Source organism: Streptomyces orinoci, assembly GCF_003121295.1.
In the GTDB taxonomy this organism is placed as follows: domain Bacteria; phylum Actinomycetota; class Actinomycetes; order Streptomycetales; family Streptomycetaceae; genus Streptomyces; species Streptomyces orinoci.
In genome coordinates, this window is record NZ_PHNC01000029.1 from 1,397,633 (window position 1) to 1,420,146 (window position 22,514).

General features: G+C 68.6%; 18 protein-coding genes and 3 tRNA genes. 3 read left to right on the forward strand and 18 right to left on the reverse strand.

What is annotated here, in order from left to right; genetic code table 11:
• Positions 1–109: 109 nt before the first annotated feature.
• The 10 genes from CV755_RS21185 to CV755_RS21235 form a co-directional block, all read right to left on the reverse strand.
• Entirely contained in the window at positions 110–4,009 is a 3,900-nt protein-coding gene (locus CV755_RS21185) for a DNA-directed RNA polymerase subunit beta' (RefSeq protein ID WP_109281749.1), read from the reverse strand.
• Positions 4,010–4,136: 127 nt separating this feature from the next.
• Entirely contained in the window at positions 4,137–7,619 is a 3,483-nt protein-coding gene (gene rpoB, locus CV755_RS21190; protein ID WP_109281750.1) for a DNA-directed RNA polymerase subunit beta, read from the reverse strand.
• Positions 7,620–8,295: 676 nt separating this feature from the next.
• Positions 8,296–8,685, reverse strand: a complete 390-nt coding sequence (rplL, locus tag CV755_RS21200; protein ID WP_109281751.1) for a 50S ribosomal protein L7/L12 — start codon at positions 8,683–8,685, stop codon at positions 8,296–8,298.
• A 110-nt stretch (positions 8,686–8,795) separates the two neighbouring features.
• The gene (gene rplJ, locus CV755_RS21205; protein ID WP_109281752.1) at positions 8,796–9,326 is read right to left on the reverse strand and encodes a 50S ribosomal protein L10; all 531 of its coding nucleotides are present in this window, start codon (positions 9,324–9,326) and stop codon (positions 8,796–8,798) included.
• A 259-nt stretch (positions 9,327–9,585) separates the two neighbouring features.
• Positions 9,586–10,488, reverse strand: a complete 903-nt coding sequence (locus tag CV755_RS21210; RefSeq protein WP_109281753.1) for an SCO4651 family lipoprotein — start codon at positions 10,486–10,488, stop codon at positions 9,586–9,588.
• 146 nt (positions 10,489–10,634) lie between these two features.
• Positions 10,635–11,351 (reverse strand): 50S ribosomal protein L1, encoded by a 717-nt coding sequence (gene rplA, locus CV755_RS21215; RefSeq protein ID WP_109281754.1) that lies wholly within the window; start codon positions 11,349–11,351, stop codon positions 10,635–10,637.
• Between the two features lie 80 nt (positions 11,352–11,431).
• Positions 11,432–11,866 carry a 50S ribosomal protein L11 gene (gene rplK / locus CV755_RS21220; protein ID WP_016571043.1) on the reverse strand — a complete coding sequence of 145 codons (435 nt, stop codon included), beginning with the start codon at positions 11,864–11,866 and terminating at the stop codon, positions 11,432–11,434.
• A gap of 142 nt (positions 11,867–12,008) precedes the next feature.
• A complete protein-coding gene (gene nusG / locus CV755_RS21225) occupies positions 12,009–12,905 on the reverse strand; it encodes a transcription termination/antitermination protein NusG (RefSeq protein ID WP_109281755.1) in 897 nt (298 codons plus the stop codon).
• A 101-nt stretch (positions 12,906–13,006) separates the two neighbouring features.
• Entirely contained in the window at positions 13,007–13,297 is a 291-nt protein-coding gene (gene secE, locus CV755_RS21230) for a preprotein translocase subunit SecE (RefSeq protein WP_109281756.1), read from the reverse strand.
• A 106-nt stretch (positions 13,298–13,403) separates the two neighbouring features.
• Positions 13,404–13,476: transfer RNA gene (locus CV755_RS21235), tRNA-Trp, on the reverse strand.
• Positions 13,477–13,662: 186 nt separating this feature from the next.
• On the opposite strand from CV755_RS21235, the gene CV755_RS21240 reads away from it, so the two are divergent.
• Both CV755_RS21240 and CV755_RS21245 read left to right on the forward strand, forming a co-directional pair.
• Positions 13,663–14,910 (forward strand): pyridoxal phosphate-dependent aminotransferase, encoded by a 1,248-nt coding sequence (locus CV755_RS21240; protein WP_109282018.1) that lies wholly within the window; start codon positions 13,663–13,665, stop codon positions 14,908–14,910.
• A 243-nt stretch (positions 14,911–15,153) separates the two neighbouring features.
• Positions 15,154–16,176: an adenosine deaminase gene (locus tag CV755_RS21245; RefSeq protein ID WP_109281757.1), complete on the forward strand. Its 1,023-nt coding sequence runs from the start codon at positions 15,154–15,156 to the stop codon at positions 16,174–16,176.
• Here the strand turns inward: CV755_RS21245 and CV755_RS21250 are convergent.
• The 8 genes from CV755_RS21250 to CV755_RS21285 all read right to left on the reverse strand — a co-directional run bounded on the left by CV755_RS21250 (position 16,166) and on the right by CV755_RS21285 (position 21,002).
• Positions 16,166–17,221, reverse strand: coding sequence for a UDP-N-acetylmuramate dehydrogenase (locus CV755_RS21250; protein WP_109281758.1), 1,056 nt, complete (start codon positions 17,219–17,221; stop codon positions 16,166–16,168). The genes CV755_RS21245 and CV755_RS21250 overlap by 11 nt on opposite strands.
• Before the next feature lie 233 nt (positions 17,222–17,454).
• Entirely contained in the window at positions 17,455–18,873 is a 1,419-nt protein-coding gene (locus CV755_RS21255; protein ID WP_193553437.1) for an MFS transporter, read from the reverse strand.
• Positions 18,874–18,955: 82 nt separating this feature from the next.
• On the reverse strand, positions 18,956–19,501 hold the full coding sequence (locus CV755_RS21260) for a TetR/AcrR family transcriptional regulator (protein ID WP_193553438.1): 546 nt from the start codon (positions 19,499–19,501) through the stop codon (positions 18,956–18,958).
• A gap of 86 nt (positions 19,502–19,587) precedes the next feature.
• On the reverse strand, positions 19,588–20,022 hold the full coding sequence (locus tag CV755_RS21265) for a MaoC family dehydratase (RefSeq protein WP_109281761.1): 435 nt from the start codon (positions 20,020–20,022) through the stop codon (positions 19,588–19,590).
• Positions 20,022–20,474, reverse strand: a complete 453-nt coding sequence (locus CV755_RS21270; RefSeq protein ID WP_109281762.1) for a MaoC family dehydratase N-terminal domain-containing protein — start codon at positions 20,472–20,474, stop codon at positions 20,022–20,024. The genes CV755_RS21265 and CV755_RS21270 overlap by 1 nt, the downstream gene beginning before the upstream one ends.
• Positions 20,475–20,555: 81 nt before the next feature.
• A complete protein-coding gene (rpmG, locus tag CV755_RS21275; protein ID WP_004571794.1) occupies positions 20,556–20,720 on the reverse strand; it encodes a 50S ribosomal protein L33 in 165 nt (54 codons plus the stop codon).
• Between the two features lie 85 nt (positions 20,721–20,805).
• Positions 20,806–20,878: transfer RNA gene (locus CV755_RS21280), tRNA-Met, on the reverse strand.
• Between the two features lie 51 nt (positions 20,879–20,929).
• A tRNA-Thr gene (locus CV755_RS21285) sits at positions 20,930–21,002 on the reverse strand.
• Between the two features lie 215 nt (positions 21,003–21,217).
• Here CV755_RS21285 and CV755_RS21290 point away from each other — a divergent pair.
• On the forward strand, positions 21,218–22,492 hold the full coding sequence (locus CV755_RS21290) for an amidohydrolase family protein (protein ID WP_109281763.1): 1,275 nt from the start codon (positions 21,218–21,220) through the stop codon (positions 22,490–22,492).
• Positions 22,493–22,514: the final 22 nt, after the last annotated feature.

Sequence of the window (22,514 nt, forward strand, 5' to 3'; positions counted from 1 at the left end):
GGCCGGCCCGCACCCCGAGGCCCGTCCGACAGGGGCCGTCTACAGACCGAACGCCGCAGGGCGGCCACCCCGTGAAGGGTGACCGCCCTGCGTTCGTGCGTTGCAGCGATTACTGGTTGTACGGACCGTAGTCGTAGTCCTCCAGCGGAACCGCCTGGCCCGAACCCGTCCCGAAGGGCGAGTAGTCGATGTCGTCGTAGCCGACGGCCGAGTACATCGCGGCCTTGGCCTCCTCGGTGGGCTCCACCCGGATGTTGCGGTAACGGGACAGACCCGTACCGGCCGGGATGAGCTTACCGATGATGACGTTCTCCTTGAGGCCGATGAGGCTGTCGGACTTGGCGTTGATCGCCGCGTCCGTCAGCACTCGGGTCGTCTCCTGGAAGGAGGCGGCCGACAGCCAGGACTCCGTCGCCAGCGAGGCCTTGGTGATACCCATCAGCTGCGGACGGCCGGAGGCCGGGTGGCCGCCCTCCGTCACAACCCGACGGTTCTCGGACTCGAAGCGCGAGCGCTCCACCAGCTCACCGGGCAGCAGCTCGGCGTCGCCGGACTCGATGATCGTCACCCGGCGGAGCATCTGCCGGATGATGATCTCGATGTGCTTGTCGTGGATCGACACACCCTGCGAGTTGTAGACCTTCTGGACCTCGCCGACCAGGTGGACCTGGACGGCACGCTGGCCCAGGATGCGCAGCACATCGTGCGGGTTGGTGGCACCCACGGTGAGCTTCTGGCCCACCTCGACGTGGTCGCCCTCGTTGACCAGCAGACGGGCTCGCTTGGAGATCGCGTAGGAGGTCTCGTCGGAGCCGTCGTCCGGGGTGACGACGATCTTCTTGGTCTTCTCGGTCTCCTCGATCCGCACGCGGCCGGCGGCCTCGGAGATCGGGGCGACACCCTTCGGGGTACGGGCCTCGAAGAGCTCGACGACACGGGGCAGACCCTGGGTGATGTCGTCACCGGCCACACCACCGGTGTGGAAGGTACGCATCGTCAGCTGGGTACCGGGCTCACCGATGGACTGGGCGGCGATGATGCCGACCGCCTCACCGATGTCCACCAGCTTGCCGGTCGCCAGCGAGCGGCCGTAGCAGAAGGCACAGGTGCCGACCGCGGACTCACAGGTGAGGACCGAGCGGGTCTTGACCGTCTCCACGCCGTGCGCGACCAGCTGGTCGATGAGCACATCGCCGAGGTCTACATTGGCCGGCGCGATGACCTTGCCGTCCACGACCACGTCCTCCGCCAGCATGCGGGCGTAGACGCTGGTCTCGACGTCCTCGGCCTTGCGCAGGACGCCGTTCTCGTCCTTGGAGGCGATCGTCAGCTTCAGACCGCGGTCGGTGCCACAGTCCTCCTCGCGGATGATCACGTCCTGGGAGACGTCCACCAGACGACGGGTCAGGTAACCCGAGTCGGCGGTACGCAGGGCGGTGTCCGCCAGACCCTTACGGGCACCGTGGGTGGAGATGAAGTACTCCAGCACGGAGAGGCCCTCGCGGAAGGACGCCTTGATCGGACGCGGAATCGTCTCGTTCTTGGCGTTCGACACCAGACCACGCATACCGGCGATCTGCCGCATCTGCATCATGTTTCCTCGGGCACCCGAGTCAACCATCATGAAGATGGGGTTGGTCTTGGGGAAGTTCGCGTTCATCGCCTCGGCGACCTCGTTGGTCGCCTTGGTCCAGAGCGCGATCAGCTCCTGCGAACGCTCGTCCTTGGTGATCAGACCGCGCTCGTACTGCTTCTGGACCTTCTCGTCCTGCGCCTCGTAGCCCGCGACGATCGCCTTCTTGGCCTCGGGGACCACGACGTCGGAGATGGCCACGGTGACACCGGAACGGGTCGCCCAGTAGAAGCCGGCCGCCTTCAGGTTGTCGAGCGTCGCCGCCACGATGACCTTGGGGTAGCGCTCGGCCAGGTCGTTGACGATCTCGGAGAGCTGCTTCTTGCCCACCGAGTAGTCCACGAAGGGGTAGTCCTCGGGCAGCAGCTCATTGAAGAGCGCACGGCCCAGGGTGGTGCGCAGGCGGAAGCTGTCGCCCTGCTGCCACTCCGGCTCGCCCTCCTCGGCGACCGGGGGAACCCAGCCGCGCGGGGGAACGGTGCCGATCGGGAAGCGGATGTCGATCTTCGCCTGGAGCGACAGCTCCCGGGCGTCGAACGCCATGATCGCCTCGGCGACCGAACCGAAGGCCCGGCCCTCGCCGCGGACCTCGCGCTCCTCCTCATCGGTGGTGAGGAAGAACAGGCCCAGCACCATGTCCTGGGTCGGCATGGTGACCGGACGGCCGTCGGCCGGCTTGAGGATGTTGTTCGAGGACAGCATCAGGATGCGGGCCTCGGCCTGCGCCTCCGCGGAGAGCGGCAGGTGGACGGCCATCTGGTCACCGTCGAAGTCCGCGTTGAACGCGGTGCAGACCAGCGGGTGGATCTGGATGGCCTTGCCCTCGACCAGCTGCGGCTCGAAGGCCTGGATGCCGAGGCGGTGCAGCGTGGGCGCACGGTTCAGCAGCACCGGGTGCTCGGCGATGACCTCTTCGAGGACGTCGTACACCACGGTGCGGCCGCGCTCGACCATGCGCTTGGCCGACTTGATGTTCTGCGCGTGGTTCAGGTCCACCAGGCGCTTCATCACAAAGGGCTTGAAGAGCTCCAGCGCCATGGCCTTGGGCAGACCACACTGGTGCAGCTTCAGCTGCGGGCCGACGACGATCACGGAACGGGCCGAGTAGTCGACGCGCTTACCGAGCAGGTTCTGCCGGAAGCGGCCCTGCTTGCCCTTGAGCATGTCGGACAGCGACTTCAGCGGACGGTTGCCGGGGCCCGTCACCGGGCGGCCACGACGGCCGTTGTCGAAGAGCGCGTCCACGGCCTCCTGAAGCATGCGCTTCTCGTTGTTCACGATGATCTCGGGGGCACCGAGGTCAAGGAGTCGCTTGAGGCGGTTGTTGCGGTTGATGACGCGGCGGTACAGGTCGTTCAGGTCGGAGGTCGCAAAGCGGCCACCGTCCAGCTGCACCATCGGACGCAGGTCCGGCGGGATCACCGGGATGCAGTCCAGCACCATGCCGCTGGGGCTGTTGCGGGTCTGCAGGAAGGCGGAGACGACCTTGAGGCGCTTGAGCGCACGGGTCTTCTTCTGGCCCTTGCCGGTCCGGATGATCTCGCGGAGGCGCTCGGCCTCCTCCTCCAGGTCGAAGGACTCCAGGCGCTTCTGCAGCGCCGCGGCGCCCATCGCACCCGAGAAGTAGGTGCCGAAGCGGTCGCGCAGCTCGCGGTAGAGCAGCTCGTCGCCCTCGAGGTCCTGGACCTTGAGGTTCTTGAAGCGGTTCCAGACCTCGTCCAGGCGGTCGATCTCGCGCTGCGCACGGTCACGCAGCTGCTTCATCTCCCGCTCGGCACCCTCGCGCACCTTGCGGCGCACATCGGCCTTGGCGCCCTCGGCCTCCAGCTCGGCCAGGTCGGACTCGAGCTTCTTGGCGCGGGCCTCCAGGTCGGCGTCGCGGCGCTGCTCGATCTGCTGGCGCTCGACGGAGACATGGGCCTCCAGCGAGGGCAGATCGCGGGTGCGGCGCTCCTCGTCAACGTACGTGATCATGTACGCCGCGAAGTAGATGACCTTCTCCAGGTCCTTCGGGGCCAGGTCCAGCAGGTAGCCCAGGCGGGACGGAACGCCCTTGAAGTACCAGATGTGGGTGACGGGGGCGGCCAGCTCGATGTGGCCCATCCGCTCACGGCGCACCTTGGCGCGGGTGACCTCGACGCCACAGCGCTCACAGATGATGCCCTTGAAGCGGACACGCTTGTACTTGCCGCAGTAGCACTCCCAGTCCCGGGTGGGGCCGAAGATCTTCTCGCAGAAGAGCCCGTCCTTTTCCGGCTTCAGGGTGCGGTAGTTGATGGTCTCCGGCTTCTTGACCTCGCCGTGGGACCAGGTTCGGATGTCGTCCGCGGTCGCCAGGCCGATCCGCAGCTCGTCGAAGAAGTTGACGTCGAGCACTTTGTCGTCAATCCCTCTTTCAGGGTTCGTGCCCTCCCGCGGTCAAGCGGGATATGGGCTCTACATCAGTGGTCTGGGGGTCCGAGGACGGTGGGGGGCTTCCGGGGGAAGCCCCCCACCAGACCCGTCAGACCTCTTCGACGCTGCTCGGCTCGCGCCGGGACAGGTCGATACCGAGCTCCTCCGCCGCGCGGAAGACGTCCTCGTCGGTGTCGCGCATCTCGATGGACATGCCGTCCGAGGACAGCACCTCCACGTTGAGGCACAGAGACTGCATCTCCTTGATGAGCACCTTGAAGGACTCGGGGATGCCGGGCTCGGGGATGTTCTCGCCCTTGACGATCGCCTCGTAGACCTTCACTCGGCCGGTGACGTCGTCGGACTTGATGGTCAGCAGCTCCTGGAGGGCGTACGCGGCGCCATAAGCCTCCAGCGCCCACACCTCCATCTCACCGAAGCGCTGGCCACCGAACTGAGCCTTACCACCCAGCGGCTGCTGGGTGATCATGGAGTACGGGCCGGTCGAACGGGCGTGCAGCTTGTCGTCGACCAGGTGGTGCAGCTTGAGGATGTACATGTACCCGACCGAGATCGGGTCCGGGAACGGCTCGCCGGAGCGGCCGTCGAACATCCGGGCCTTGCCGGACGGAAGCACCATGCGCTCGCCGTCGCGGTTGGGGATGGTGGACTCGAACAGACCGGCGATCTCGTCCTCGCGGGCACCGTCGAAGACCGGGGTGGCGACATTGGTGCGCGGAGCCACGTCGTCGGCGCCGATGCGCTGCAGACGCTTCATCCACTCCTCGTCGCCCTCGACCTTCCAGCCCTGGCTGGCCAGCCAGCCGAGGTGGATCTCCAGGACCTGTCCCGGGTTCATTCGGGACGGGACACCCAGCGGGTTGAGGATGATGTCAACCGGGGTGCCGTCCTCCAGGAAGGGCATGTCCTCGACCGGAAGGATCTTGGAGATAACACCCTTGTTGCCGTGGCGGCCGGCGAGCTTGTCACCGTCGGTGATCTTGCGCTTCTGGGCCACATAGACGCGGACCAGCTGGTTGACGCCCGGCGGGAGCTCGTCGCCCTCTTCGCGGTCGAAGACGCGGACGCCGATGACCTTGCCGATCTCACCGTGCGGGACCTTCAGCGAGGTGTCACGGACCTCACGGGCCTTCTCACCGAAGATCGCGCGGAGCAGGCGCTCCTCCGGGGTCAGCTCGGTCTCACCCTTCGGGGTGACCTTGCCGACCAGGATGTCGCCGGCCACGACCTCGGCACCGATGCGGATGATGCCGCGCTCGTCGAGGTCGGCCAGGACCTCCTCGGAGACATTGGGGATGTCCCGGGTGATCTCCTCGGGGCCCAGCTTGGTGTCCCGGGCGTCCACCTCGTGCTCCTCGATGTGGATCGAGGAGAGGACGTCGTCCTGGACGAGGCGCTGCGACAGGATGATCGCGTCCTCGTAGTTGTGGCCCTCCCACGGCATGAACGCCACCAGCAGGTTCTTGCCGAGCGCCATCTCACCGTTGTCGGTGGACGGGCCGTCGGCCAGCACCTGGCCGGCCACCACGCGGGCGCCCTCGTCCACAACCACCTTCTGGTTGAAGGAGGTGCCCTGGTTGGAGCGGGAGAACTTGGCGACCCGGTAGGTGTTGTAGGTGCCGTCGTCGTTGGCCACCGTGACGTAGTCGGCGGAGACCTCCTGGACGACACCGTCCTTCTCGGCCTTGATGACGTCACCGGCGTCCACCGCGCAGCGGTACTCCATGCCGGTGCCGACCAGCGGCGCCTCCGCCTTGATCAGCGGAACGGCCTGGCGCATCATGTTCGATCCCATGAGCGCGCGGTTGGCGTCGTCGTGCTCAAGGAACGGGATCATGGCGGTCGCGACCGACACCATCTGGCGCGGCGAGACGTCCATGTAGTCGACCTCGTCGGGGGCGACGTAGTCGATCTCACCGCCGCGGCGGCGGACCAGCACGCGGCTCTCGGCATACCGCAGGTCATCGGTCAGCGGCGCGTTGGCCTGCGCGATGACAAAGCGGTCTTCCTCGTCGGCGGTCAGGTAGTTGACCTCGTCGGTGACCTGGCCGTCGATGACCTTGCGGTACGGGGTCTCCACAAAGCCGAAGGCGTTGACCCGGCCATAGGAGGCGAGCGAGCCGATCAGACCGATGTTCGGGCCTTCCGGCGTCTCGATCGGGCACATACGGCCGTAGTGCGAGGGGTGGACGTCACGGACCTCGAAGCCGGCCCGCTCACGGGACAGACCGCCCGGACCCAGCGCCGACAGACGGCGCTTGTGGGTCAGACCCGACAGCGGGTTGGTCTGGTCCATGAACTGGGACAGCTGGCTGGTGCCGAAGAACTCCTTGATGGAGGCGACGACCGGCCGGATGTTGATCAGGGTCTGCGGCGTGATCGCCTCGACGTCCTGGGTGGTCATCCGCTCGCGGACGACGCGCTCCATACGGGCCAGGCCGGTACGGACCTGGTTCTGGATGAGCTCGCCGACGTTGCGCAGACGACGGTTGCCGAAGTGGTCGATGTCGTCGGTCTCGACGACGATGGTCTGGCCGTTCTCGCCGACCGTCTCGGTCTCACCGGCGTGCAGCTTCACCAGGTACTTGATCGTCGCGATGATGTCGTCGATCGTGAGCACACCGGCGTCGAGCGGGGCGTCCGCGCCCAGCTTCTTGTTGACCTTGTAGCGGCCGACCTTGGCCAGGTCGTAGCGCTTGGGGTTGAAGTAGAGGTTCTCCAGCAGCGTCTGCGCGGCCTCACGGGTCGGCGGCTCGCCCGGACGCAGCTTGCGGTAGATGTCCAGCAGCGCGTCGTCCTGGCCCTGGGTGTGGTCCTTCTCCAGGGTGGCGCGCATGGACTCGTACTCGCCGAACTCCTCGAGGATCTGCTCGGTGGTCCAGCCGAGCGCCTTGAGCAGGACGGTGACGGACTGCTTGCGCTTGCGGTCGATACGGACACCGACCATGTCGCGCTTATCGACCTCCATCTCCAGCCAGGCACCCCGGGACGGGATGATCTTGGCGGTGAAGATGTCCTTGTCGGACGTCTTGTCGATGGAGGAGTCGAAGTAGACACCGGGGGAACGGACCAGCTGCGACACCACGACACGCTCGGTGCCGTTGATGCAGAAGGTGCCCTTGGGCGTCATGAGCGGGAAGTCGCCCATGAAGACCGTCTGGGACTTGATCTCACCGGTCTCGTTGTTGGTGAACTCGGCCGTGACGAAGAGCGGGGCCGCGTACGTGAAGTCGCGCTCCTTGCACTCGTCGATGGAGTTCTTCGGGGGCTCGAAACGGTGATCGCGGAAAGTCAGCGACATCGACCCGGAGAAGTCCTCGATCGGAGAGATCTCCTCGAAGATCTCTTCCAGACCGGACTTCGTGGGGACGTCCTCACCACGGTCCAGCGCAGCCTCGACGCGAGCCTTCCAGGCCGCATTGCCGAGCAGCCAGTCGAAGCTCTCGGTCTGCAGCGCAAGGAGGTTCGGAACCTCGAGGGGCTCCTTGATCTTCGCAAAAGAGATGCGCAGCGGGGCAGTGCTGGCGCCGTTGTTCGTATTGGCGGTCGAGGCGTTGCGCGAGGCGGCCAAGAGGGGGTCCTTCCGAGGGCTCGGACTCACTACGCGCGTACCGGCCCCACCCCGTGCATACGGCTGGAAAATCCCAGGTCAGCGGGTTTCCATCAGCATTGCTCGGCGGTGGGCATGCCCCTGGTGACGGGCAGGGAGCAGCTAACAGGCAGCGCAAAGGGTCAGTGTAGCCACTTGGCCCACTGATGTCCAGAGCGGATGTCCCGAGACCGGTGCGATACCAATCTCTCCCTCCGGGATCCTGTTGTCCTCGCCGTCCAACGCGCCCGTGCCGTAGCGGTGTCCACCGGGCCGGGCCCGGCGTGCGTCCCGCGCCGACAAGCGCAAGACGATACTTCCCTCCTCGCCGTCGATCCATGCCTCGGACGGTGGATCGAGCGACTCTGCGGGAGTCACCGCGTCCTGAGAATTGCGCGCTGCGTGCCGTTCGTCAAGGCCCTCAGGTCCCCGGACGACCTTGAGCTGCGTCGTCGCGGGGCCTGGCGACCCGCCGCCGGAGCGGCCGTGACGCCCGCTGCGGACCCCCGCGACAGGACAACGATGATCACCATACTCGCCCCCGCCGACAGTCCCGCGCAGCCGGTCCGGGAACGCCCGAGGGCGACCACCCGCATGGGTGATCGCCCTTGGCTTGGTTTCCCCTTGCGGGGAAGGAGTCTGACGACTCGCAGAGGTCTTACTTGACCTCGACGGAGGCGCCGGCGCCCTTGAGGGCCTCGGCGGCCTTGTCAGCGGCCTCCTTGTTGACCTTCTCCAGGACCGGCTTCGGGGTGCCGTCCACCAGGTCCTTGGCCTCCTTCAGGCCGAGGGAGGTCAGCTCACGCACGACCTTGATGACCTGGATCTTCTTGTCGCCGGCGCCGGTGAGGATGACGTCGAACTCGTCCTTCTCCTCGACGGCCTCGGCGGCACCGCCGGCGGCAGCGCCACCGGCCATGACGACCGGCGCGGCAGCGGCGGCGGTGACGTCGAACTTCTCCTCGAAGGCCTTCACGAACTCGGAGAGCTCGATGAGGGTCATGCCTTCGAACTGCTCGAGCAGCTCGTCCTGGGTGAGCTTCGCCATGATTGGCGTCCTTCCACTAAGTCGGCTGGTGCCGGGATGTACATGTCGGCGGGCTGTACTGGCCCGCGTGATCACCGCCTGGAACGGCAGCGATCAATGTGCGAGCCGAATTACTCGGCACCGCCCTGCTCGGCGAGCTTGGCGCGCAGCGCGTCCGCGGTGCGGACGAGCTTCGTCGGCAGCGCCTGGAAGAGCGAGGCAGCCTGGGACTGCTTGCCCTTCATGGCACCGGCCAGCTTGCTGAGCAGAACCTCGCGGGACTCGAGGTCCGCAAGCTTCTTGATCTCGTCGGCGGACAGCGCCTTGCCGTCAAGGACACCGCCCTTGATGACGAGAGCGGGGTTCTCCTTGGCGAAGTCACGAAGACCCTTCGCCGCCTCGACCGGGTCACCGGTCACAAAGGCGACGGCCGTCGAGCCACTCAGGTGCTCGTCCAGCGCGACGATCCCAGCCTCATTGGCCGCGATCTTGGTCAGCGTGTTCTTCACCACACGGTACTGAGCGTTGTCACCGAGCGAACGGCGCAGCGTCTTGAGCTGCGCAACGGTAAGACCGGTGTACGCGGTCACGACTGCGGCGTTGGAGTTGCGGAACTCGTCCGCGATCTCCGCCACAGCCGAGACCTTCTCGGTCTTCGCCATGAGCCTCGGCCTCCTTCCGGGTGATGAGGACCGCGCAGAAGGGGCTGGGCAAAACAAACGCCCCGGCGCAGGCGCACGGGGCGTGACTCGACCAGGCCGTCATGGCCCGGGAGCTTGTCCTCGATTCACCTGCGCAGGCCGTCCGCAGCTAGCGGATCCTTCGGCTTCCGCACGCATGAACGCACACGGAAACAACCAGCGGTCTTTGGCTTCCCGGATACGGTACGTGAACGGCCCGCGGTCAGGCAAATCGGGGTGGTCAGCTCATGCCGGGCAGGGTGGCGGCGTCCACCGTGTCCGAGGCGTCGGGGGCGCCGGCCGAGACCTTGGTGCCGTAGTCCGAGTAGTAGACCGTGGACTCGGTGGTGCCGGAGCCGCCGTTGGCCTTCTCCACCTTCTTCACCAGCAGGTTGTCGTCGGAAACCCAGACGTCCACCTGCTCGGTGGTGGCACCCGACTGCTGCAGCTGGCGCTTGAGCTGGTCCAGCTGGTCCTTGCCGAGCGAGGACTGCTTTTCGGCCATCCTGGAGACGTCGATGGTCCCGGAGTAGTGGGTGGCCTTGACGTTGCGCACCGTCTCCGTGCCCACCTGCCGGACGTCCCCGGAGCCGATGAGCATCTGCACCGAGCGGGTGGGGTTGTTGTTCTGCATCTGATCCTTGAGGTACGCGCCCGAGGGGCCCAGCTTCTTGGCCATCCAGTCGTAGTCGTACTTGATCCAGTGCTTGCCGCCCAGCTGGGCGGCCATCTGCGGGGAGGCCTCGCCTATGTTCACGTAGTAGGCGTCCTTGAGATAGCGGGCGTGCATCCCGCCGGGGCCCTTCATCAGGGCGCCCATGGCGCCCTGGCCGCCGCTGATGGTGACATCGCCCTGTACGCCGTCGGCCCAGTCCAGGGCGCCGTTCATGTTCATGGTGCCGGTGGCGGCCATGGTGGTGGTGCCCTCGACCTTGGCCGAGTGGGCGCCGTCGGTGGCGGTGGCCGCCTTGCGCAGCGCGCTGATCGCCTGGGCGACCGGTGACTTCCCCTGGTCGGCCGGGGAGGCGCTGCTGGCCCCCTTGTCCGACTTATCGCTCTTGTCCCCTCCGCAGGCGGTCACCGAGGTCAGGGCGAACGCCGCCGCGGCGAGCGCACAGACGCTTCGAAGGCTCTTCCCCGTCATTTCCCAGCCCCCTGGAAAGCTCGTAGCCCGAAAATCCCTTCGGACTCAGGCTAGGAACGTAGCGCATCCGCCGGGCCGCAACGAGACCGGGCCCCGCACCATGACGGTGCGGGGCCCGGTCAGAGGCACTCTCGGCGAGGCGTCGGTCAGACGGTCTCGTCCTCAACCAGCAGGTTGCGGGTGCGGTTGGGGTCCACCTGGATGCCGGGGCCCATGGTGGTGGTGAAGGTCGCCTTCTTGACGTAGCGGCCCTTGGCGGCGGACGGCTTCAGACGGAGGATCTCCTCCAGCGCCGCGGCGTAGTTCTCCACCAGCTTGGTGTCGTCGAACGAGACCTTGCCGATGATGAAGTGCAGGTTCGAGTGCTTGTCGACGCGGAACTCGATCTTGCCGCCCTTGATGTCGGTCACGGCCTTGGCCGTGTCCGGGGTGACGGTGCCGGTCTTCGGGTTCGGCATCAGACCACGGGGACCGAGCACCCGGCCCAGGCGGCCGACCTTGCCCATCAGGTCCGGGGTGGCGACAACGGCGTCGAAGTCCAGACGGCCCTTGGCGACCTCGTCGATCAGCTCGTCGGCACCGACGATGTCGGCGCCGGCGGCACGCGCAGCCTCGGCACGGTCACCGGTCGCGAAGACCAGGACCCGGGCGGTCTTACCGGTGCCGTGCGGAAGGTTCACGGTGCCGCGGACCATCTGGTCGGCCTTGCGCGGGTCAACGCCCAGACGCAGGGCAACCTCGACGGTGCCGTCGAACTTGGTGCTGGAGGTCTCCTTCGCCAGACGGACGGCCTCGAGCGGGGCGTACAGACGCTCCCGGTCGATCTTCGCGTCCGCGTTGCGAAGAGTCTTGCTGCGCTTCACTGAAACTCCTCAGTGTCTATGGAGTCGTGGTACGGGCCAGCGCTGGCCCTTCCACGGGTGGTGCCTAAGGCGGCGGAGGGTCAGCCCTCGACCGTGATGCCCATGGAACGGGCGGTGCCAGCGATGATCTTGGACGCGGCGTCCAGGTCGTTGGCGTTCAGGTCGGGCATCTTGGTGGTGGCGATCTCGCGGACCTGCGCCTCGGTGATCTTGGCGACCTTGGTCTTGTGCGGCTCGCCGGAGCCCTTCTCCACGCCCGCGGCCTTCAGGATCAGCTTGGCGGCCGGCGGAGTCTTGGTGACAAAGGTGAAGGAACGGTCCTCGTAGACCGTGATCTCCACCGGCACGACCATGCCACGCTGCGACTCGGTCGCGGCGTTGTAGGCCTTGCAGAACTCCATGATGTTGACGCCGTGCTGACCCAGCGCGGGGCCGACCGGCGGAGCCGGGTTGGCGGCACCGGCCTGGATCTGGAGCTTGATAAGCCCCGTGACCTTCTTCTTCTTGGGAGGCATTGCTCTCTCCGGGTCCTAGTGAGAGTTTTCTGCCTGCGACACACTGCTCACAGGCATACCGCACCACGATAGCGGGTACCGTGGCCGGACCAAAAACCGGGAGGCCAGACCCCGATGGGTCTGGCCTCCCGGACGACTGGCGTCAGTTCTTCTGGATCTGGTCGAAGCTCAGCTCGACCGGGGTCTCCCGGCCGAAGATCTCGACCAGGCCCTTGACCTTCTTGGAGTCGGCGTTGATCTCGTTGATCGTCGCCTGCAGGGTCGCAAACGGACCATCGGTGACCGTGACCGAGTCGCCCACCTCGAAGTCCAGCACCTGGACCTCGACCTTGCGGCTGGGCGCCGGGCGGCCCTCGGCCTCGGCGGCCTCCTTGGCGGCCTTGGCCTCGGCCTCCGGGGCCAGCATCTTGACGATCTCGTCCAGGGTCAGCGGGTAGGGGTCGTAGGCGTTGCCCACGAAGCCGGTGACACCCGGGGTGTTGCGGACCACGCCCCAGGACTCGTTCGTCAGGTCCATGCGCACCAGGACATAGCCCGGGAGCTTGTTCTGGCGGACGGTGCGGCGGTCGCCGTTCTTGATCTGGACGACCTCTTCCTGCGGCACCTCGGCCTGGAAGATGTAGTCCTCGACGTTCAGCGAGACGGCGCGCTGCTCCAGGTTGGTCTTCACACGGTTCTCGTAACCGGCGTAGGTGTGGATGACGTACCACTCGCCGGGCAGCCCGCGCAGCTCCTCGCGGAGCTGGGCCACCGGGTCGATGGTCTCCGCCTCGGCGGCCTCGGCCTCGGCGGGCTCGTCGGCGGGCTCGGCGGCAGCGGCCTCGGCGTCCCCGGAGTCGCCCTCGATGTGCAGCGCGGCCTCCTCGGCCGGCTCGCCGGCGGCGGCTTCCTCGGCGTCCAGCTCATCGGCGCCTTCGGCGTTCTCGACGATCTGGGTCTCGGTGTCCTCGCCGATCTCCTCCGAGGGAGCCGGAGCGTCCACGCCGGCCTCCGCTGCCTCGACGGGCTCGGCGGCGTCGTTCAGGTTCGGGTCAGACACGTGGCTGCTTCTTCCTGGCTTCAATGTGGGTGGAACGTGCGAAGAGACGGCTCTCTCCGGGGAATCCCCGAACAGAGGCCGCCTTGCGCGCGGATTCAGCGTCAGCCGAAGACGTACTTGACGGCCTGGTTGAACCCATAGTCAATCACGGTCACCAGACCGATGACGATGACAACGAAGACGATCACCACAGTGGTGTACGTCGAAAGCTGGCTGCGAGTGGGCCAGACCACCTTGCGGAGCTCCGCCACAACCTGGCGGTAGAACAGCGCGAGACGGCCCAGCGGGCCCTTCTTGCCGCGCTTGCCGCCACGGCGGCCCTTCTTGACGGCCACCTCGTCCTCGGGACGACCGCTCTCAGGCGTCGCGGTGGAGCCAAGGGCTTCCGTCACTACGTCCTCACCTGAATCCGGGTCGTGGCCGTGCCGCGCCCGGTGGAGCCGCACGGCGGTGCATCAGTACGTACGCACGCACGCACCCTGGTGATGATGCGTGTAGCAGGGCCGAAGGGACTTGAACCCCCAACCGCTGGTTTTGGAGACCAGTGCTCTACCAATTGAGCTACGACCCTTTGTGGTTCCCCCAACGTACCGCATCCGCCCGGACGCACGGTGTGCTTGGAGCGGAGCCGCCTGGAAGGGGCCAACGACGCATGAGTGTACGTGGTTCGCGCCCCGCCGTCGAACAGCTTGCGCCGGGGCCGTCCACGGAACGAACTCGGATGCCCTCCCGCGCCCCTGTCTGGGACCATTTCCGTATGACCGATGCCACTCCTCCGTTCCCCGCCGTCCAGCCCCCCACCGAGCGCCGGGTCTCCGCCCGCATCGGGTCGATCTCCGAGTCGGCAACCCTCGCCGTGGACGCCAAGGCCAAGGCCCTCAAGGCCGCCGGGCGCCCGGTCATCGGCTTCGGCGCCGGTGAGCCGGACTTCCCCACGCCCGACTACATCGTCGAGGCCGCGGTGGCGGCCTGCCGCGACCCCAAGTACCACCGCTACACCCCGGCCGGCGGCCTGCCCGAGCTCAAGGCCGCGATCGCCGCCAAGACGGCACGCGACTCCGGCTACCAGGTGGACGCCTCCCAGGTGCTGGTCACCAATGGCGGCAAGCAGGCCATCTACGAGGCCTTCGCCGCCATCCTGGACCCGGGTGACGAGGTCATCGTCCCGGCCCCGTACTGGACCACCTACCCCGAGTCCATCCGCCTGGCCGGCGGCATCCCGGTGGAGGTGGTGGCCGACGAGACCACCGGCTACCGGGTCTCGGTGGAGCAGCTGGAGGCCGCCCGTACCGCGCACACCAAGGTGCTGCTGTTCGTCTCGCCGTCCAACCCCACCGGCGCCGTCTACAGCCGCGAGCAGATCGAGGAGATCGGCCGCTGGGCCGCCGAGCACGGGCTGTGGGTGCTCACCGACGAGATCTATGAGCACCTGGTCTACGGGGACGCCGAGTTCCACTCGCTGCCGGTGGTGGTGCCGGAGCTGCGGGACAAGTGCATCGTGGTCAACGGAGTGGCCAAGACCTATGCCATGACCGGCTGGCGGGTGGGCTGGGTCATCGGCCCGCAGGATGTGGTGAAGGCGGCGACCAACCTCCAGTCGCACGCCACCTCCAATGTGAGCAACGTCGCCCAGGCCGCCGCGCTGGCCGCCGTCTCCGGCGACCTGGCGGCCGTGGAGGAGATGAAGACCGCCTTCGACCGCCGCCGCCGCACCATGGTGCGCATGCTGAGCGAGATCGACGGCGTGATCTGCCCGGAGCCGGAGGGCGCCTTCTACGCCTACCCCTCGGTCAAGGGCCTGCTCGGCAAGGACATCCGGGGCAAGCGCCCGGCCACCTCGGTGGAGCTGGCCGCGCTGATCCTGGAGGAGGCCGAGGTCGCGGTGGTCCCGGGCGAGGCCTTCGGCACCCCGGGCTATCTGCGGCTGTCCTACGCGCTGGGCGACGAGGACCTGGTCGAGGGCGTCTCCCGGATCCAGAAGCTGCTGGCCGAGGCGCAGGACTGACGCATTCGCTCCCACATGCGTGCGGCCCCCGGCTTCCTCCCGGGGGCCGCACGCATGTTCAGGCAAGCGCTGAGTCGGATAACCCGGCTGCCTTTCGCCGGATCCATACGGCAGGATCGGGCAGTGACTCCTCCCCCTGGTCACAGGGGGCTTCTCACTCGGCCGCAGCAACGGCCTCATGACGGACAAGCCCTGCCCGGCGCCTCACGGCACAGAGCGGAGCCTAGCGGTAACGGAGAGTCCATGCAGATGGTTCGCGATATCCGGAAGCTGCCGAAGGCGCACTTGCACCTGCACTTCACCGGATCCATGCGCCCGGCGACCCTGCTGGAACTGGCCGACAAGTACGGCGTCCACCTCCCCGAGGCCCTGAGCGGCGGAGAACCGCCCAGACTGCGGGCCACCGACGAACGCGGCTGGTTCCGCTTCCAGCGGCTCTATGACATCGCCCGCTCCTGCCTGCGCTCCCCGGAGGACATCCAGCGACTGGTCCACGAGGCCGCCGAGGAGGATGTCCGGGACGGCTCCGGCTGGCTGGAGATCCAGGTGGACCCCACCTCCTACGCGCCCCGGCTGGGCGGGCTGATCCCCACCATGGAGGTCATCCTGGACGCGGTGGAACGCGCCTCCCGCGACACCGGTCTGGGGATAAGGGTCCTGGTGGCCGCGAACCGGATGAGGCACCCGCTGGACGCCCGCACCCTGGCCCGGCTGGCGGTGCGCTACCGGGACCGCGGGGTGGTGGGCTTCGGGCTCTCCAATGACGAGCGGCGCGGGCTGGCCCGGGACTTCGACCGGGCCTTCCAGATCGCCCGCGACGGCGGCCTGCTGGCCGCCCCGCACGGCGGCGAGCTCTCCGGGCCGGGCAGCGTCCGCGACTGCCTGGACGATCTGCACGCCGGCCGTATCGGGCACGGGGTACGGGCCGCCGAGGACCCCCGGCTGCTGCGCAAGCTCGCCGAGCGGCAGGTCGCCTGTGAGGTCTGCCCGTCCTCCAATGTGGCGCTGGGCGTCTATGAGAAGCCCGCGGACGTCCCGCTGCGCACCCTCTACGAGGCCGGGGTGCCTATAGCGCTGGGCGCCGACGACCCGCTGCTGTTCGGCTCCCGGCTGGCGGCCCAGTACGAGCTGGCCCGCGAGCACCACGCCTTCACCGACCAGGAGCTGGCGGAACTGGCCCGTCAGTCGGTACGCGCCTCACAGGCACCCGAGGACGTACGGACCCGCCTGCTCGCGGGCGTGGACCGCTGGCTGGCTACAGGCTGACCCCGACCGTCACCGGCTCATTGACCAGGGTCACCCCGAAGGCGTCCCGGACGCCGTCCCTGACCTCGCGGGCCAGTGCCAGCAGCTCCTCGGTGCTGGCGCCGCCGCGGTTGGTCAGGGCGAGGGTGTGCTTGCCGGAGATCCTGGCCCGGCCGCTGCCGTAGCCCTTGGTGAAACCGGCCTTGTCGATCAGCCAGGCGGCCGAGGTCTTCACCAGGCCGTCCCCGGCCGGGTAGGCGGGCGGGACCACCTCGGGGCCGAGCCGCTCGGCGGCCCGGGCCAGGAAAGCCGCGTACTCGGCCTCGGTGAGCACCGGGTTGGTGAAGAAGGACCCGGCCGACCAGGAGTCATGGTCCTCCGGGTCCAGCACCATGCCCTTGCCGGAGCGCAGCTTGAGCACCGTCTCCCGGACGGTGGCCAGGGGCGCGCGCTCGCCCGTACCGACACCCAGCGCCCGGGCCACCTCGGGGTACCGGAGGGGGCCGGACAGCCCGCCCGCGTCCTGAAGCCGGAACCGGACCCGCAGCACCACATAGCGGCTGGGGTCCTGCTTGAACCGGCTGTGCCGGTAGGAGAACCCGCACTCGGCGCCGGCGATGGTCACCGTCTCGCCATGGCGCCGGTCGTAGGCGACGACCTCGCTGATCGTCGCCGAGACGTCCTGCCCGTAGGCGCCCACGTTCTGGATGGGGGTGGCTCCCGCCGAGCCGGGGATCCCGGCCAGGCACTCGATCCCGGCCAGCCCCGCCTCCACCGTCCGGGCCACCGCCTCGGACCAGTTCTCCCCGGCGGCCAGCTCCAGCTCGGTGCCGTCCAGCCGGAAGCCGGTGGTGGCGATGCGCAGGGCGGTCCCGGCGAAGCCCTCGTCCGAGATCACCAGGTTGCTGCCGCCGCCGATGATCAGCAGCGGCGTTCCGGCGGCGTCCGCCTCCCTTACGGCCTCGATCACCTCGTCATCGGTGACGGCCGTCACCAGCCGGGCGGCCGGCCCGCCGAGCCGGAAGGTGGTCAGGGGGGCGAGGGGAGCGTCATGGAGTACCTGCACGGAGCACAAGGGTACGGGGCCGCACGGGGACCCCCTACGGGACGCGGGCACCCGCCCCCCGTCAGGGGCGCACCGGGCGCGCCCGTCAGGGGCGCGGGGCGGCCACATCGTGCGGCTCCGCCGCCGCAAGGGCACACAGAACCGCGCCGGGTGCCCATGAGGGGCGCGGGGAACTGCGCGACCAGCCACCCACAACCCGCACCCGAGAACGAACCCCCGCATCTCCATCCACCTCAGGCCGTCGTGAGCTGATCGCGCAGTTCCCCGCGCCCCTGAGGGGGCACCCGGCGAGCAGCAGTACCCCCGGCCCCCCGCCGAGGGATGACCATCGCAGCCACAGCCGCACCCCCCACCGCCAGCGCCCCCAACCACAACGGCAAGGTCACCGCGTGAGCGAAATCCGCGTACCCGCCCCGCGAGGAGAACACCGACCCCAGCACGGCGATACCCAAAGCCCCGCCGACCTCCCGCATCGCACTGTTCGCCCCGGAAGCGATGCCCTGCTCGGCCTCCGGCACGCTGGCCATCACCAGCTGGGAGGCGGGCGCGAAGTACATGGCCATCCCCACCCCGCCGGCGATCAGCGCGGGAAGCTGAGCCGCGTAGGAGACCCCCGGCGAGATCACCAGCGCGAACAGCGCCAGCCCGGTGGCCTGCAGCACCAGCCCGGTGATGGCCACCACCCGGCCGCCCACCCGGTCGGAGAGATAACCCGCCAGCGGCGCCACGATCACCGGCATCCCGGTCCACGGCAGCATCCGCAGCCCCGCCTCGGTCGGCGAGTAGCCGCCCACCTGCTGCATAAACTGGCTGAGCAGGAAGATCGAGCCGAACATGCCCAGGAACATCAGCAGCCCGGCCGCATTGATCCCGCTGAAGGCCCGCCCGCGGAACATCCGCATCGGCAGCATCGGCCGTTCCTTGCGAATCCCATGGCGCACAAACGCGCCGAGCAGCACCGCACCCGCCACCAGCCCGGTGAGCACCCGGCCGCTGGTCCAGCCGTGGGTGCCGACATTCACCACGGCGAAGACGATGCCGAACAGCCCCCCGCTGACCAGGACCGTGCCGGAGAGGTCCAGCCGGTTGCCCGGCCCGTACGACTCCTCCAGCCGGAAGCGGGCCAGCGGCAGCAGAAGCAGGCCGAGGGGCACATTCAGCCAGAAGATCCAGTGCCAGGAGATGTGCTCGGTGAGGCTGCCGCCGATCAGCGGTCCGCCGGCCACCGCCAGTCCGTCCACCGCGCCCTTGATCCCAAAGGCCATGCCGCGCCGTTCGGGCGGGGTGGCGACGGACAGCAGGGTCATGCTGAGCGGCATCATCACCGCCGCCCCGACGCCCTGTACGGCGCGTGCCACGATCAGCGCATCCAGCCCGGTGGACAGGGCGGCGGCGGCCGAAGCCGCGGTGAAGAGCGCTATGCCGGCCAGGAAGAGCCGGCGGCGCCCGAAGCGGTCGCCCAGCGCGGCACCGGTCATCAGCAGTACGGCGAAGGTGAGCGTATAGGCGCTCACCGTCCACTCCAGGTCCTCCAGCGTGCCGCCCAGGTCCTGGCGGATGGACGGCAGCGCGGTGGTCACCACCAGGTTGTCCAAGGCGGCCATAAAGCCGGCCAGCCCGGTGATCAGCAGCGCCCAGAGCGAGCGTCGCATGGTCCCCTCCCTATCTATTTAGCAGTCACTAACTTCATGGGACCGAAAAAAGACCCGCCCCACGGACGGGCCTCTTCCACACTCAGAAGCAGGTGGGAAGCCCCGCCCACACCCGGTGCTCGGCCGGGAAGCCCAGCGCCATCTGCGCATTGATCAGCATCCCGTGCGCCATAAACCGGGCCGAGACGGCAGGGTCCCCGCCCAGCGCCAGGTGCACCTGGTCGTACAGCCGCTCCCACCCGGCCCGGATCGGCCTGCCGAACTCCAGGTCCCCGTCGGCCTCGGCGGCGGCCACCGCCACCGACATCTGGATCAGCATCAGCAGGATGTTCCGGTTCCGGACGATCAGTTGCTCGTACGCCTCTCCCATGGCCTGCTTGCGGCCCTCCGGAGGCACGCCCTCCGCGGCCTCCTCGATCGCTCGCAGGACCTCCTCCTGGCACCGCTCCACGGCCGCCAGGAAGATCGCCCGCTTGCCGGGGAAAAGGCGGAAGAGATACGGCTGGGAGACGCCCACCCGGCGGGCGATGGCCTCGGTGGAGGTGCCGGCGTACCCGCGCCGGGCGAACTCCTCGATCGCGGCACGGATCACACTCTCGCGCCGTTCCCCGGCACTCATCCTGACCATGGAAGTAAGTTATTACTCACTCAATTCACCCGTCAAGAGAAAAGGGCGTCCGGACCCCCGGACGCCCTCCGTACCCGTACTGCCCCTCAGGCCAGCCGGACCACGGCCCGCGACATCCCCAGCACCTTCTGCCCCGCACAGGTCGCCACCAGATCGACCCGCACGGTACGCGCCTGGTCGTCCAGCTTGGCCGCCACCTTGGCGCTGACCTCGATCACCGCGCCCTGGTCGTCATCGGGCACCACCACCGGCTTGGTGAAGCGCACCCCGTACTCCACCACCGCGGCCGGATCGCCCGCCCAGTCCGTCACCACCCGGATCGCCTCGGCCATGGTGAACATGCCATGCGCGATCACATCCGGCAGCCCGACCTGCTTGGCGAACCGCTCGTTCCAGTGGATCGGGTTGAAATCACCCGAGGCGCCCGCGTAGCGCACCAGGGTCTCCCGGGTCACCGGGAAGGAGCGGGCCGGCAGCTCGGTGCCGGTCTCGACCTCGTCGTAGGAAACCTGTGCGGCCATCACGCCTCCTCGGCGGCGCGCGCCACCAGCTTCATATGCGTGGTCACGACGTGCTCGCCATGCTGGTCGTGCACCTCGCCCCGGATCGTCAGAACGTCATTGCCCGCCAGGGACTTGATCACCTCGATGGTGGAGGTGGCGGACAGCCGGTCCCCGGCCCGCACCGGGCGGGTGTAGGCGAACTGCTGGTCGCCGTGGACCACCCGGCTGAAGTCCAGGCCCAGCTGCGGGTCGGTCACGACCTGCCCCGCGGCCCGGTAGGTGATGGCGAACACAAAAGTCGGCGGGGCGATCACATCGGGGTGGCCCAGCGCCCGGGCGGCCTCGGGGTCGGTATACGCCGGATTCGTGTCGCCGATGGCCTCGGCGAATTCACGGATCTTCTCCCGGCCGACCTCATAGGGCTCGGTGGCCGGATACGTCCGTCCTACGAAGGACTGGTCGAGCGCCATCGGCTCGGTACCTCCTGGTCGGGGATACGCCATGAGGCCGCCCCCAGGAATTGGGGACGGCCTCATGAACGAGACTGTGCGTTATCGCGTTTCGCGGTGCGCGGTGTGCGCGTTGCAACGCGGGCAGTGCTTCTTCATCTCAAGGCGGTCCGGGTCATTACGCCGGTTCTTCTTGGTGATGTAGTTCCGCTCCTTGCACTCCACGCAGGCCAGCGTGATCTTCGGGCGGACGTCGGTGGCAGCCACGTGAGTGCTCCTTGACGGATGGACGGATTCAACGCAGAAAAGAGTAGCCGATCGGAGGACCGACCCCACAATCGGCTACTGTGTGTAGCGGCGACCGGACTTGAACCGGTGACACAGCGATTATGAGCCGCTTGCTCTACCGACTGAGCTACGCCGCTGTGATGCAGGAGTAATTCCCCGCCCGAAGGCGGGGAACCCTCTCACACCAGAGCCCCAAAACGGAATCGAACCGTTGACCTTCTCCTTACCATGGAGACGCTCTGCCGACTGAGCTATTGGGGCGAGCGAGGAAGACATTACACGGTCCGCGGCCGAAGGTGAAATCCGTATGGCCGCACCCCCTCGGCACCCCGTCCCGCCCGCCCCGCGCACCACGCCGGTACGACTATTGCGCGCTCCTCACCGGCCTGCTCGAACCCGCTCTCCGCTCGCCCTAGGCTCGGACCACGCTGCGTGAATGCCTGCCCCGGCCCGTAGGGCGAGTCCTAGGGAGCGCGATGCCCGACAATCAGCCGCAGCCCGCCAGAAACCCCGACGGCGACGCCATGTCCGCGCCCGGCGGCGGGCCCGGCGAGAACCCCCTGGTGCTGTGCGGCGCCCACCTCGCCGACGGCCGCACCGTGGACGTCCGGCTCAGCGGCGGGCGCATCGAGGCGGTCGGCACGGCCGGCAGCCTCGCCCCCGGCGTCCGCTGCGACCTCAGCGGCTATCTGCTGCTGCCCGCCCCCGCCGAACCGCACGCCCACTGCGACACCGCGCTCACCGCCGACACCGGCGGCCCCATCCCCTACGGGACCGAGGAGGTGCTGCGCCGCACCACCGAGTCCGCCCTGCTCCAACTCGGCCACGGCGCCACCGCCCTGCGCTCCCATGTCCGCATCGGCGATGTGGCCGGGCTGCGCTCGCTGGAGGCGGTGCTCCAGGCCCGCCGGGCGCTGCGCGACCTCACCGACCTCACCGCGGTGGCGGTGCCCCGGCTGCTCACCGGCCTGGCCGGCGCCGATGGCCTGGCCATGCTGCGGGACGCGGTGAAGATGGGCGCCACCGCCATCGGCGGCTGCCCCGACCTGGACCCCGACCCCACCGGCTACGCCGAGGCGGTGCTGGGCCTGGCCGCCGAACACGGCTGCGCCGTCGATCTGCACACCGACGGCGACGACCCGGCCCGGCTGGCCCGGCTGGCCGCCATGGCCGGCGGGCTGCGCCCCGGCGTGGCCATCGGCCCCTGCGCCGGACTGGCCCGGCTGCCCTACGAACTGGCGGTACGGGCCGCCGAGCAGCTGGCGGCTGCCGGGGTCACCGTGATCTGCCTGCCGCAGGGCGACTGCGGCACGGTGGGCCAGGGCCGTTACCGGGTCTCCTGCGCCCCGGTGCGGCTGCTGCGCTCGGCCGGGGTGCGGGTGGCGGCCGGCGGCGGGGCGGTGCGCGACGCGGCCAACCCGGTGGGCCGCGGCGACCCCCTGGAAGCGGCCTTTCTGCTGGCCTCCCACGGGGAGTTGAGCCCGGATCAGGCGTACCAGGCGGTCAGCGCCCGGGCCCGGGCGGTCATGGGGCTGGCCGAGGTCCGGGTGGAGGCCGGGTTCCCCGCCGAGCTGCTGGCGGTGCGCGGCGGGGACGTGGCCGGGGCGCTCTCGCTGGGCTACAGCCGGCTGGTGGTGCACCGGGGCCGGGTGGTGGCCCGTACCAGCGCGGTGCGCGAATACCGCCATGTCTCCGGTTCGGCGGCCCTGGACCTGCCCCGCCAGTCGCCCCGCAACGCCGACCCGGCCTGAGCGCCCGCCGGGCGTTACGGTC